Source organism: Geobacillus subterraneus (assembly GCF_001618685.1).
In the GTDB taxonomy this organism is placed as follows: Bacteria; Bacillota; Bacilli; order Bacillales; family Anoxybacillaceae; genus Geobacillus; species Geobacillus subterraneus.
Genome location: NZ_CP014342.1, coordinates 850,181 through 862,805 on the forward strand (window position 1 = coordinate 850,181; position 12,625 = coordinate 862,805).

Here is a 12,625-nt window from a genome sequence, read left to right on the forward strand (position 1 = left end):
ATCGGCATGTTGAAAAAACAAACCGTGTGGCTGTTGACGATGTTAAGTTTGGTGGTCGTGCTGTCGGTCTATTACGTGACGGCGCCGAAAGAAATGGGGGACAGCCCGGCGTTTACCACCAATGAGAAAACCGATAAAACAAAAGAACAGCCAAGCGTCGCCGTCGAAGAAGCGGGGGCGAAAGACAAGCCATCCACAGCCGGCGAAACAGGCGATGATTTGTTTATGGCGCTGCGCATGAAAATTGAAGATGAACGAAGCCGGCTGCGCGATGAGCTGAACGCTATTGTCGCCTCGGCGAATGCGACGGCGGAAGAGAAAAATGAGGCGTTGGATAAAATTGAACAGCTGCAAGCGCTGTCTGAAAAAGAAGCGACGTTGGAGACGCTCATTAAATCAAAAGGCGGCTATGAAGATGTGCTCGTGCGGGCCGATGACGACCAAGTGCGCGTGACGATTAGAGCGAAAGAAAGCTCGGCCAAATCGGCAAACGAAGTCATTCATATGGTGAAAAAAGAAATTCCGGACGCCGAATATGTGACCGTTGAGTTTCAGCCGGCCGGATGAACGCGCTGCTCTGTATGGGAGCAGCTTCTTTTTTGTATAAAAATCTTTTGTTTGTTCTGCGGTTGTGTGTATAATCGTTATGAGCACGTTTTATTACCGTCCGCTAAAAACGGGTTGCCTGACAATTGAAGAAAGGTGTGAGATCGATGAAAATTCAAGAAATCCGTGAATTGATTCGGTTGGTTGACCAATCCTCGATCGACGAATTTGTATACGAGCAAGGCGAAACGAAAGTACATATGAAAAAAGCTGCGGCGGCCGCTGTAGCCGCGCCGACGGTAGCCGTACAGGCGGCGCCTGCTGCACCGGCGGCTGCCGAACCGATGCCGGCGGCTCCTCCGGTCCAAACAGCCGCTCCGGAAGCGCCGGCGCCGGAAACGGAAAAACCGGCCGCTCCGGAAGTCAAGCAAGCGTCAGAAGGCAACTTGCACCAAATTACATCGCCGATGGTCGGCACGTTTTACGCCGCTCCGGCCCCGGACAAGCCGCCGTATGTGAAGCCGGGCGATCAAGTGAAAAAAGACACCGTCGTTTGCATTATTGAAGCGATGAAGCTGTTTAACGAAATCGAAGCGGAAGTCGATGGCGAAATTGTCGAGGTGCTCGTGCAAAACGGCCAGCTCGTCGAATACGGCCAGCCGCTATTTTTGGTCAAGCCTGAATAAGGGAGAGAACGGACAATGATCAAAAAAGTGTTAGTGGCAAACCGCGGGGAAATTGCCGTCCGCATTATCCGCGCTTGCCGCGAGCTCGGCATTGAGACGGTCGCCGTTTTTTCGCAAGCCGACCGCGACGCCTTGCACGTGCAGCTCGCGGATGAGGCGTACTGCATCGGGCCGACCGCTTCCAAAGACAGCTATTTAAATTTCACGAACATCATGAGCGTGGCCACGCTGACCGGCTGCGACGCCATCCATCCGGGCTACGGGTTTTTGGCCGAGAATGAGGCGTTTGCTGAGCTGTGCCGTGAATGCAATGTCACGTTTATCGGCCCGAGTCCGGAAGCGATTACAAAAATGGGCATTAAAGACATCGCCCGCGAGACGATGCGCGAAGCCGGCGTGCCGATCGTGCCCGGATCGCGCGGCATTATCGAAAGCCTCGATGAAGCGCGGGCCATCGCTGCAGAGATCGGCTACCCGGTCATCATTAAAGCGACGGCCGGCGGCGGCGGGAAAGGAATTCGCGTCGCCCGCAACGAGGAGGAGCTCGTCAAAGGCATCAACATCACCCAGCAGGAGGCGGCAACGGCGTTCGGCAATCCGGGCGTTTATATTGAAAAGTATATTGAAGATTTTCGCCATGTTGAAATTCAAGTGCTGGCCGATTCGTACGGCAATACGATCCATCTTGGCGAGCGCGACTGCTCGATTCAGCGCCGGCTGCAAAAACTTGTGGAAGAAGCGCCGTCGCCGGCGCTCGATGACGAGATGCGCCAAAAGATGGGCGAAGCAGCGGTCAAGGCGGCGAAAGCGGTCAACTATACCGGCGCTGGTACGGTTGAATTTATTTTCGACCATCGAAACAACGAGTTTTATTTCATGGAGATGAATACGCGCATTCAAGTTGAGCATCCAGTCACCGAGTTGATTACTGGCGTCGATTTAGTGAAAGAGCAAATCCGCATCGCGTCCGGCGAAAAGCTGTCGCTCACCCAAGAGGACGTCGCCTTTAACGGCTGGGCGATCGAATGCCGCATCAACGCAGAAAATCCGGCGAAAAACTTCATGCCATCGCCGGGGAAAATCGCCATGTACTTGCCGCCGGGCGGACCGGGTGTGCGCGTCGATTCGGCTGCCTACCCGGGCTACACGATTCCGCCGTATTACGACTCGATGATCGCCAAATTGATCGTCCACGCGCCGACGCGCGAAGAAGCGATCGCTCGCATGAGACGGGCGCTCGGCGAGTTTGTCATCGAAGGCATTCATACGACGATCCCGTTTCACATAAAATTAATGGAACATGAGAAATTTCAAAGCGGTGAGTTTAATACGAAGTTTTTGGAGTTATATGATATTATGAAGGCGGAATAGGAGGTGCCCTATGTCTGAGCATGTGTTTGACCCCGGCCAAGAGTATGCGGGCCTTGGCAAAGTCGAAATCGCGCCGGAGGTGATTGAAGTGATCGCCGGCATCGCGGCGAGCGAAGTCGACGGCATCGCGCAAATGCGCGGCAATTTCGCCGCCGGTGTCGCGGAACGGTTCGGCAAAAAGCATCATGGCAAAGGCGTCAAAGTCGACTTGCGCGACGACGGTGTCGCGATTGATCTTTACTGTCTCGTCCAATTCGGCGCGTCGATTCCGAACGTGGCGAAAAAAGTGCAAGAAAACGTGCGCCAAGCGCTTTGGAACATGACCGGCTTGGAAACGAGCGAAGTGAACGTCCACATCGTCGGCATCCAGTTTGAGACCGGAAAACCGGAGCAAGATGCGGTGGAGCAACGGTAACGCAACAAAAGGCAGCTGCTTTCGAAGCAGCCGCCTTTTGTTTTTTTCGCCAAAGTTTGTTATTGTAATGAACGAGGCCGTTGGCATGGCTAGCGGCAGCGAACCGGCATCGCTAATGATTTGTGGGAAAGGGCTGGCTTTTTCCGAAAAATATGATATGATTTCAGTATAAATGTTCGTGTTTAGGAAGGGGGAAGGTAATGAAGCGGCATGAAGCGCGAGAAAAGGCGTTGCAGGTGCTATTCCAAATCGATGTAGGTCACATTCCTCCTGATGAGGCGCTCGGCAATGTGGCAGGTAGCGGCGAAGTGGACCCGTTTTTGCGCCAGCTCGTATTCGGCGTCGTCGAGCACCAAGAGGAAATTGACGAGCTGTTGCGCGCAAATTTGGAAAAATGGACGCTCGAACGGGTCGCTAATGTTGACCGGGTCATTTTGCGCATGGCGACGTATGAAATGAAATATATCGATGAGGTGCCAGTGAGCGTCAGTATCGATGAGGCGGTTGAGCTGGCGAAAAAATTCGGCGATTGGAAATCCGGGAGCTTTGTCAACGGTGTGCTTTCAAAAGTGAAAGCGGCGTTGCAAAAATAACGCCGGCAAGCAGTGAAACGAAGCTTACGTTCACCTAGGCCCGGGCGAATTCGTATCGACCGATGAACGAGGAGAGGGGAGCAAGACACAATGACAGCACAAATCATTAGCGGAACGGAATTGGCAAAAACGATCCGCGCTGAATTAGCGAATGAAGCAGCAACGTTAAAGGCAAACGGCATCGAGCCGGGGCTGGCCGTCATCCTTGTCGGCGACGACCCTGCGTCGCACTCATATGTGAAAGGAAAACAAAAAGCGTGCGCCGAAGTCGGCATTCGTTCCCTCCTTTACACGTTTCCGGCTACGGTCAGCGAGGAAGAGCTGCTCGCTAAAATCCGCGAGCTGAACGCCGATCCGACAGTGCACGGCATTTTAGTGCAGCTGCCGCTGCCTAATCATATTCGCGAATGGTCGGTGATTGAAACGATCGCCCCAGAAAAAGATGTCGACGGGTTTCACCCGATCAACGTCGGAAAAATGATGATCGGCCAGCCGGCGTTCCTCCCGTGCACCCCGCACGGCGTGCTGGTGATGGTTAAGTCCGCTGGCATCGACATCGCCGGAAAGCACGTTGTTGTCGTCGGCCGCAGCAACATCGTCGGCAAGCCGGTCGGTCAGCTGTTTTTGCGTGAGCATGCGACCGTCACCTACGCCCACTCGAAAACGCCCGATTTGGCCGCCATCACCCGGCAAGCCGACATTTTAATCGTCGCCGTCGGCAAGGCGCGCCTCATCGGTCCGGAGCACGTCAAGCCGGGAGCGGCCGTCATTGATGTCGGCGTCAACCGGCTTGAGAGCGGCAAATTGTGCGGCGATGTCGATTTTGAGGCCGTAAAAGAAGCGGTCGGCTACATCACGCCGGTGCCGGGAGGGGTCGGGCCGATGACGATTACGATGCTGCTGCACAATACGATGGAAGCGGCTCGGCAGCTCGTCGCGAAGTGAGGGAGGTTTTCGTGGAAGTAAAATATGTGACCGTCGGGGCGCTGACCAAATACATTAAGCGCAAATTTGACGTCGACCCACATTTGCGCGATTTATGGATAAAGGGCGAGATTTCAAACTTCAAGCAGCATTCGCGCGGCCATATGTATTTTACGTTAAAAGACAGCCAGGCGCGCATTCAAGCTGTCATGTTCGCCGGCTACAACCAGCATTTGCCGTTCCGCCCCGAAGACGGGATGAATGTGCTCGTACGCGGGGAAATTTCCGTCTATGAACCGAACGGCAACTATCAACTGTATGTGAAAGAAATGCAGCCGGAAGGCGTCGGCCGCCTATATTTGGCGTACGAACAGCTGAAGCAGCGGCTTGAAGCGGAAGGGCTGTTTTCGCCGGCTTACAAAAAGCCGCTGCCGGCGTTTCCGCGCTGCGTCGGCGTCGTCACGTCGCCGACCGGGGCGGCGGTGCGCGATATTATGACGACGATTCGCCGCCGCTACCCGCTCGCCAAAGTCATTTTATTCCCGGCGCTCGTGCAAGGGGAAGGGGCAGCGCCGTCGATCGTGCGCGCCATTGAGCGGGCGAACGCTTTTACGGAAGTTGATGTGCTCATTGTCGGCCGCGGCGGCGGTTCGATTGAAGAATTGTGGGCGTTTAACGAGGAAATTGTTGCCCGTGCGATTTTTGCCTCCCGCGTGCCGGTCATTTCCGCCGTCGGCCATGAGACCGATTTTACGATCGCCGATTTTGTCGCGGATTTGCGGGCGCCGACGCCGACCGCGGCGGCCGAGCTGGCGGTGCCCCACATCGGGGAGCTGGCTGAGCGGCTTGCCGAGCGGAAATGGCGGCTCATCCGCGCCATGAAGGAGCGGCTTGCCGCCAGCCAAGAGCGGCTCGCCCGGCTGCAGGCGTCGTACGCATTCCGCTATCCGAAGCGGCTGTATGAACAAAAAGAACAGCAGCTCGACGCGCTGCTTGAGCGGCTCGCCCGCCAGCGCGAACGGCTGGTGGATCAAAAGCGCCAGCGGCTGCGCGAGCTGCATCTGAGACTATGGCGCCATCACCCGGAGACGAAGCTCGAGCGGATGAAAGAGCGGCAAAAAGCGGCTGCCGGCGCGCTTGAAAAAGCGATGCGCACCGCCTTAGAGCGCCATGCGTTCCGCTTTCGTTCCCATATCGCGCGGCTTGAGGCGCTCAGTCCGCTCCGTATCATGGAGCGCGGCTACAGCTTGGTGTACAATGAGCGGCAAGAGCTTGTGAAACAAGTCGGCCAGCTCCAGGTTGGCGAGCGCCTGTCCATCCGGGTTCAAGACGGACAAGTCGATTGTCAAGTGACGGGAGTGGAGGAAAAACCGACATGAGTGAAGAAAAAGAAATGACGTTTGAAGAGGCAATGAAACAGTTGGAAGCGATCGTTGAAAAGCTGGAAGAAGGAAACGTACCGCTTGAAGAGGCAATCGCCTTTTTCCAAGAAGGGATGAAACTGTCGAAGCTTTGCCATGATAAACTGCAGCATGTGGAAAAACAGCTCGAGTATATGTTGCGCGAAGACGGCGAACTTGTCCCTTTTTCGCCAGAGGAGGCATGACAGGTGGAGCAGCTTGAGATGGAACGGTTTTTAAACGAGCAAAAACGGGCTGTCGAGGCGGCGTTGTCCCACTACGTGGCGCAGCTTGACGGCCCGGAGACGCTGAAAAAAGCGATGGCCTATTCGCTTGAAGCCGGCGGCAAGCGCATCCGCCCGCTGCTGTTGCTGGCAACGATTCAGTCGCTCGGCCAACCTCCGGCGCTTGGCCTGCCGGTGGCTTGCGCTATTGAAATGATCCATACGTATTCGCTTATCCATGATGATTTGCCGAGCATGGACAATGATGATTTACGGCGCGGCAAGCCGACAAACCATAAAGTGTTCGGCGAGGCGATCGCCATTTTAGCCGGGGATGGGCTGTTGACGTACGCGTTTCAATTGATCGCCGAGATCGATGATGAACGCGTGCCCCTTGTCGTTCGGCTGCAGTTGATTGCAGAGCTGGCGAAAGCGGCCGGCCCAGAAGGCATGGTAGCCGGACAAGTGGCCGATATGGAAGGGGAAGGAAAACCATTGGCGCTCCCCGAACTGGAATACATCCACCGTCACAAAACCGGGAAAATGCTGCAATATAGCGTGCGTGCCGGCGCGCTGCTTGGCGGCGCCGACGCCCGGCAAAGGCGCGAGCTCGACGAATTTGCCGCCCATTTAGGACTCGCCTTTCAAATTCGTGATGATATTCTCGATGTGGAAGGGACGGAAGAAAAAATCGGCAAGCGGGTCGGCAGCGACCGCGAACATCACAAGGCTACTTACCCGGCGCTGTTGTCGCTTGCCGGCGCAAAAGAAAAACTGTCGTTCCATATCGATGCGGCGAAGCGCCATTTGCAGCAAGCCGGCGTTGACGACGCTGTGCTCGCCTATATTTGCGAACTTGTCGCTGCCCGCGACCATTAACCGGAAGGCGGCCGCCTTCGTTCCGTAGTTGTTTCGATTCGGAACTGGGGCGGTTTTTTTGTTTTCCGTTCAACGAGCAAAGACCATCGTCCTTTTCTCGTGTACTTGCCTTTCCTCTTATCTTTGTGATCCTCAACAAAACGGGCGCACACGCTCTCCTTTGCGGGAAAAGTCGATTTTTCGCGATGAATCATGTATAATAATACTTACCTGTACGATAGGAGAACCGGCTCGGAGAACGACCAAATGAAAGCGAGTGATCTTCGTTGGACTTAACGAAAATTGAACATCCGCGCGTGGTAAAAACGATGTCGATTCCCCAGTTGAAACAGTTAAGCGCCGACATTCGGCGATTTTTAATTGAGAAGCTGTCGAAAACGGGCGGACATATCGGCCCGAATTTAGGGGTCGTCGAACTGACGATCGCCCTCCATCGGGAGTTTGATAGCCCGAAAGACAAGCTCATTTGGGACGTCGGACATCAGTCGTACGTGCATAAAATTTTGACCGGGCGCGCCGCCGAGTTTGATACGCTTCGCCAATATAAAGGGCTGTCCGGGTTTCCGAAGCGGAGCGAAAGCGAGCATGACGTCTGGGAAACGGGCCATAGCTCGACATCGCTGTCGGCAGCGATGGGGATGGCGATCGCCCGCGATTTGAAAGGGACGGACGAGTACATTGTGCCGATCATCGGCGATGGGGCGTTAACTGGCGGGATGGCGCTTGAGGCGCTCAACCATATCGGCCATGAAAAAACGGATATGATCGTGATCTTAAACGATAATGAAATGTCGATCGCTCCGAACGTGGGGGCGTTGCACAACATTCTCGGCCGTCTGCGCACCGCCGGCAAATACCAATGGGTGAAAGACGAGCTCGAGCTGCTGCTCAAACGCATTCCGGCGGTCGGCGGCAAGCTGGCGGCAACGGCTGAGCGGCTGAAGGACAGCTTAAAGTATTTGCTCGTTTCCGGGGTGTTTTTTGAAGAGCTCGGGTTTACGTATTTAGGCCCGGTTGACGGCCATGATTTTGATGATTTATTCGAAAACTTGCGCTACGCGAAGAAGATGAAAGGCCCGGTTCTTGTGCACGTGATTACGAAAAAAGGAAAAGGCTACAGCCCGGCGGAGAACGACAAAGTCGGCACGTGGCACGGCACAGGGCCATACAAAATCGAAACCGGAACCTTTGTCAAAACGAAAGAAGCAGGACCGTCATGGAGCGCGTTAGTCAGTGAAACCGTTCGCCGGCTCGCCCGCACCGACCCGCGCATTGTCGCCATTACACCGGCGATGCCCGTCGGCTCGAAGCTGGAAGGGTTTGCAAGCGAATTTCCGGATCGGATGTTTGATGTCGGCATCGCCGAACAGCATGCGACGACGCTCGCGGCCGGGCTGGCAACGCAAGGAATGAAACCGTTTTTGGCCATTTACTCGACGTTTTTGCAGCGCGCCTATGACCAAGTCGTCCATGACGTATGCCGGCAAAACTTAAACGTCTTTTTCGCCATCGACCGCGCCGGACTTGTCGGTGCTGACGGCGAAACGCATCAAGGGGTGTTTGACATCGCCTTTTTGCGTCATGTGCCGAACCTTGTTTTGATGATGCCGAAGGACGAAAACGAAGGCCAGCATATGGTATACACGGCCATCCGCTATGACGGCGGGCCGATCGCCATGCGTTTCCCGCGCGGCAACGGGCTTGGCGTTCCGCTTGACGAGGAGCTAAAAGAAATTTCGATCGGCACATGGGAAGTGCTGCGCGACGGCAGCGATGCAGTGATTTTGACGTTTGGGACGACGATTTCGATGGCGCTTGAGGCGGCTGAACAGCTGGCGAGAGACGGCGTGTCGGTGAAAGTCGTCAACGCCCGTTTTCTGAAGCCGATGGATGAAGCGATGCTTCACGAACTGCTCGCGAGCCGTCTTCCGATCTTAACAATCGAAGAGGCGGTATTGCAAGGCGGTTTCGGCAGCGCCGTGCTTGAATTTGCCCATGACCATGGCTACCACCAGGCGGTCATTGAACGGATGGGCATTCCGGACCGCTTTATCGAGCACGGAAGCGTCAGCGAGCTGCTGCGCGAAATCGGGCTGACGGCCGCCCATGTCGCTGACCGCATTAAAACGATCATGCCAAGAAAACAGAAAAGGGCTTGAGACAGATGAAAGGAAAGAAAGAACGGCTCGATGTGCTGCTTGTCGAACGCGGGTTGGCGGAAACGCGGGAGAAGGCGAAGCGGGCAATCATGGCCGGACTCGTCTATTCCAACGATGTCCGGCTCGAGAAGCCCGGGGAAAAAGTGCCGGCTGATATCCCGCTTCAAGTGAAAGGCAACCCGCTTCCATATGTCAGCCGCGGCGGTTTGAAACTGGAAAAAGCGCTGCGCGAGTTTCACATTAGCGTCAAAGATAAAATTGTGCTTGATATCGGCGCGTCGACTGGCGGATTTACGGACTGCGCGCTGCAGCACGGGGCGAGGCTGTCGTACGCCGTTGACGTCGGCTACAACCAGCTCGCTTGGAAGCTGCGCCAAGACGAGCGTGTTGTGGTGATGGAGCGGACAAACTTCCGTTACGTGACGCCGGATTTGTTCGCGAAGGGGCTGCCGGAAGTGGCGGTCATTGACGTGTCGTTCATTTCGCTTCGGCTCATTTTGCCTGTCGTCAAGACGGTGATCGTGCCGGGCGGCGATGTGATTGCCCTTGTCAAGCCACAGTTTGAAGCCGGCAAGGAAAACGTCGGCAAAAAAGGGATCGTCCGCGATCCGGACGTCCACCGGGAAGTGCTTGAGTCGATCATTCAATTCGCCTGCGCCGAAGGGTTCGATGTCCTCCATTTATCTTATTCGCCGATCACCGGCGGCGACGGCAACATTGAGTTTTTGCTTCATGCCGTCTATCCCGGGGGAGATCGGGAAGGCGAAAACCGTCTTTCAGCGCCGATCGCGCGCATCGTGAACGAGGCGCACGATCGCTTGCGGAATGGGGAACGGGAACCAGATGCTGAATAATATCTTCCGCGGAAACGGACGGAACCCCACAGGCCGGAACGGCCAGAAAACCGGCATCTTTGAAAGCGAGGAGGTGGCCCGATTTGAACAAAGGACAAAGGCATATTAAAATTCGCGAAATCATTATGAACAACGACATCGAAACGCAAGACGAGCTCGTCGACCGGCTGAAAGAAGCCGGCTTTAACGTTACCCAAGCGACCGTCTCACGCGACATTAAAGAGATGCAGCTCGTCAAAGTGCCGATGGCCAACGGCCGCTACAAATACAGCCTTCCGTCCGACCAGCGCTTCAATCCGCTGCAGAAGCTGAAGCGGGCGCTTGTCGACGTGTTCATTAAGTTGGACGGAACCGGCAACTTGCTCGTGCTGCGGACGTTGCCGGGCAACGCCCACGCCATCGGTGTTTTGCTCGACAATTTGGATTGGAACGAAATCGTCGGCACGATTTGCGGCGATGATACGTGCCTGATTATTTGCCGAACGCCGAAAGACGCAAAAAAAGTGTCCAACCAGCTGCTGTCCATGCTCTAACCGAGGACCGGCCCGACGTTCCGCCCGTGCTAGGGAGAGGGAAAACGGGAACGGTCCTTAGTTGTCAATTCGAACGTATGTGCTATAATAAAGATTGCGATGGACAAGGCATGCGCCATTCGAACGTTCAAGGGGTGATGGAATGCTCGCCGAGCTGTCGATTAAAAATTTCGCGATTATTGAATCGTTATCGTTGTCCTTTGACAAAGGGCTGACAGTGTTAACCGGCGAAACAGGGGCGGGCAAATCGATCATCATCGACGCGATTCATCTGTTGATCGGCGGGCGCGGTTCCGCCGAATTTGTCCGTTTCGGCGCGGAAAAGGCGGAAATCGAAGGGCTGTTTTTGCTTGACGATGAGCGTCATCCATGTTGCCAAAAATGCGCCGAGGTCGGCATCGATGCGAGCGAAGGGATGGTCGTTTTGCGCCGCGACATTTTGGCTAACGGCAAAAGCGTCTGCCGCATTAACGGCAAGCTGGTGACGACCGCCGTACTGCGCGAAATTGGAGCGACGCTTGTCGATATTCACGGCCAGCATGAACATCAAGAGCTGATGGATCCGTCCCGCCACTTGCCGCTTCTTGATGAATTCGGCGGCGCGGAGGCGGCTGAAGCGCTCGCACGCTACCGCGCTGTGTATGAACAGCATGAAGCGCTGGCGAAAAAGTTGAAAAAGCTGAGTGAAAATGAGCAGCAAATGGCGCATCGGCTCGATCTATTGACATTTCAGTTGCGCGAAATCGAACAGGCGGCACTCGAGCCGGGAGAAGACGAGCGGCTGATGGAAGAAAAAGTACGCATTGTCAATTTTCAAAAGATATATGAAGCCATCCAGAAAAGCTATGGGGCGCTTGCCGGCGAAGGGCGCGGCCTTGACTCGATTCGAGAGGCGATGAGCCACCTCGATGATGTCGCTGCGATGGATGCTGCGCTGAAGGAAGCGCACGAAACAGTCGCCAACAGCTACTACTTGCTTGAAGAAGTGATGTACAAGCTGCGCGACCAGCTCGAGGAACTTGAATACGACCCGGCGCGGCTTGACGCCATCGAAAGCCGCCTCGCCGAAATTCAGCAGTTAAAACGGAAATACGGTGCAACGATCGCTGATATTTTGCAATATGCTGAGGCGATTGCTGAGGAAATCGAGACGATTGAAAACCGCGAGACGCATGTGCATGAACTTGAGCGGCAGCTTGCGGCGGTGACGGGCGATTTGCTGATTGAGGCGAAACGCGTAACCAACGTCCGGCAGACGTACGCTCGGGAGCTGATCGAGCGCATTCACCAAGAGTTGAAAGATTTGTACATGGAGAAAACGCAGTTCGACATCATTTTTGCGAAGCGTGAAGGACCGCTCGATGCCCCGTTAGTCGACGGCGTGCCAGTCAAGTTTCACGAAGATGGCATCGACGTCGTCGAGTTTTACATTTCGACGAACGTCGGTGAGCCGTTGAAGCCGCTCGCGAAAGTGGCTTCGGGCGGTGAATTGTCACGGATCATGCTGGCGTTGAAAACGATTTTTTCCAAACACCAAGGGGTGACGTCGATTATTTTCGACGAGGTGGATACGGGCGTCAGCGGCCGCGTCGCCCAAGCGATCGCCGAAAAAATTTACCGCATTGCCAGCGGTTCACAAGTGCTTTGCATTTCTCATCTGCCGCAAGTGGCCGCTATGGCGGACACCCATTTATTGATCGCCAAAGAAACGGACGGAACGCGGACGAAGACAGTGGTGAAAAAGTTGGATGAGGAAGAGAAGGTGAAAGAAATCGGACGGATGATTTCCGGCGTCGAAATGACGGAGCTGACAAAACAGCACGCCAAAGAGCTGTTGGAACTGGCGGCCAAAATGAAACAATAACAGTTCGTTCAACGCGATGCCGCTCCACCTGACGATGGGCGTTTCCCCCGCCAGGCCGTCTGATCCGACGGCAGGCGTTTCCTGTGCTGCCCGGATGCAAGGCTATCCATTCCGGGCAGCTTTTTTTATAAGTGCCGCGATTATATTTTCCCCTGTTCAGGCAAAATTAAAACTGTA

Annotated in this window: 13 protein-coding genes; all 13 read left to right on the plus strand. The window is 55.1% G+C overall.

The window, feature by feature from the left end; translation table 11 throughout:
* The first annotated feature begins 6 nt into the window (after positions 1–6).
* The 13 genes from GS3922_RS04145 (at position 7) to recN (ending at position 12,448) form a co-directional block, all read left to right on the plus strand.
* Complete coding sequence (locus GS3922_RS04145) at positions 7–567, plus strand: SpoIIIAH-like family protein (protein WP_063165313.1); 561 nt, start codon at positions 7–9, stop codon at positions 565–567.
* A gap of 146 nt (positions 568–713) precedes the next feature.
* The gene (gene accB / locus GS3922_RS04150) at positions 714–1,232 is read left to right on the plus strand and encodes an acetyl-CoA carboxylase biotin carboxyl carrier protein (protein ID WP_063165314.1); all 519 of its coding nucleotides are present in this window, start codon (positions 714–716) and stop codon (positions 1,230–1,232) included.
* Positions 1,233–1,247: 15 nt separating this feature from the next.
* Positions 1,248–2,603, plus strand: a complete 1,356-nt coding sequence (gene accC / locus GS3922_RS04155; RefSeq protein WP_063165315.1) for an acetyl-CoA carboxylase biotin carboxylase subunit — start codon at positions 1,248–1,250, stop codon at positions 2,601–2,603.
* A 10-nt stretch (positions 2,604–2,613) separates the two neighbouring features.
* Positions 2,614–3,018, plus strand: a complete 405-nt coding sequence (locus GS3922_RS04160) for an Asp23/Gls24 family envelope stress response protein (protein ID WP_063165316.1) — start codon at positions 2,614–2,616, stop codon at positions 3,016–3,018.
* Between the two features lie 200 nt (positions 3,019–3,218).
* The gene (nusB, locus tag GS3922_RS04170) at positions 3,219–3,611 is read left to right on the plus strand and encodes a transcription antitermination factor NusB (protein WP_063165318.1); all 393 of its coding nucleotides are present in this window, start codon (positions 3,219–3,221) and stop codon (positions 3,609–3,611) included.
* A gap of 90 nt (positions 3,612–3,701) precedes the next feature.
* A complete protein-coding gene (gene folD, locus GS3922_RS04175) occupies positions 3,702–4,556 on the plus strand; it encodes a bifunctional methylenetetrahydrofolate dehydrogenase/methenyltetrahydrofolate cyclohydrolase FolD (protein ID WP_063165319.1) in 855 nt (284 codons plus the stop codon).
* A gap of 11 nt (positions 4,557–4,567) precedes the next feature.
* Complete coding sequence (xseA, locus tag GS3922_RS04180; RefSeq protein ID WP_063165320.1) at positions 4,568–5,914, plus strand: exodeoxyribonuclease VII large subunit; 1,347 nt, start codon at positions 4,568–4,570, stop codon at positions 5,912–5,914.
* The gene (locus tag GS3922_RS04185; protein ID WP_063165321.1) at positions 5,911–6,141 is read left to right on the plus strand and encodes an exodeoxyribonuclease VII small subunit; all 231 of its coding nucleotides are present in this window, start codon (positions 5,911–5,913) and stop codon (positions 6,139–6,141) included. The genes xseA and GS3922_RS04185 overlap by 4 nt, the downstream gene beginning before the upstream one ends.
* Positions 6,142–6,144: 3 nt before the next feature.
* Entirely contained in the window at positions 6,145–7,038 is an 894-nt protein-coding gene (locus GS3922_RS04190) for a polyprenyl synthetase family protein (protein WP_063165322.1), read from the plus strand.
* Between the two features lie 266 nt (positions 7,039–7,304).
* Positions 7,305–9,197 carry a 1-deoxy-D-xylulose-5-phosphate synthase gene (dxs, locus tag GS3922_RS04195; RefSeq protein WP_063165323.1) on the plus strand — a complete coding sequence of 631 codons (1,893 nt, stop codon included), beginning with the start codon at positions 7,305–7,307 and terminating at the stop codon, positions 9,195–9,197.
* Between the two features lie 5 nt (positions 9,198–9,202).
* Entirely contained in the window at positions 9,203–10,051 is an 849-nt protein-coding gene (locus GS3922_RS04200; protein WP_063165324.1) for a TlyA family RNA methyltransferase, read from the plus strand.
* An 83-nt stretch (positions 10,052–10,134) separates the two neighbouring features.
* Complete coding sequence (gene ahrC / locus GS3922_RS04205; protein ID WP_020960521.1) at positions 10,135–10,584, plus strand: transcriptional regulator AhrC/ArgR; 450 nt, start codon at positions 10,135–10,137, stop codon at positions 10,582–10,584.
* A gap of 142 nt (positions 10,585–10,726) precedes the next feature.
* On the plus strand, positions 10,727–12,448 hold the full coding sequence (gene recN, locus GS3922_RS04210; protein ID WP_063165325.1) for a DNA repair protein RecN: 1,722 nt from the start codon (positions 10,727–10,729) through the stop codon (positions 12,446–12,448).
* Positions 12,449–12,625 lie beyond the last annotated feature (177 nt).

Coding starts and splice junctions, on each gene's coding strand:
- accC (WP_063165315.1), top strand. CDS start 1,248: ATGATCAAAAAAGTGTTAGTGGCAAACCGCGGGGAAATTGCCGTCCGC.
- GS3922_RS04160 (WP_063165316.1), top strand. CDS start 2,614: ATGTCTGAGCATGTGTTTGACCCCGGCCAAGAGTATGCGGGCCTTGGC.
- folD (WP_063165319.1), top strand. CDS start 3,702: ATGACAGCACAAATCATTAGCGGAACGGAATTGGCAAAAACGATCCGC.
- accB (WP_063165314.1), top strand. CDS start 714: ATGAAAATTCAAGAAATCCGTGAATTGATTCGGTTGGTTGACCAATCC.
- nusB (WP_063165318.1), top strand. CDS start 3,219: ATGAAGCGGCATGAAGCGCGAGAAAAGGCGTTGCAGGTGCTATTCCAA.
- recN (WP_063165325.1), top strand. CDS start 10,727: ATGCTCGCCGAGCTGTCGATTAAAAATTTCGCGATTATTGAATCGTTA.
- GS3922_RS04145 (WP_063165313.1), top strand. CDS start 7: ATGTTGAAAAAACAAACCGTGTGGCTGTTGACGATGTTAAGTTTGGTG.
- GS3922_RS04200 (WP_063165324.1), top strand. CDS start 9,203: ATGAAAGGAAAGAAAGAACGGCTCGATGTGCTGCTTGTCGAACGCGGG.
- GS3922_RS04185 (WP_063165321.1), top strand. CDS start 5,911: ATGAGTGAAGAAAAAGAAATGACGTTTGAAGAGGCAATGAAACAGTTG.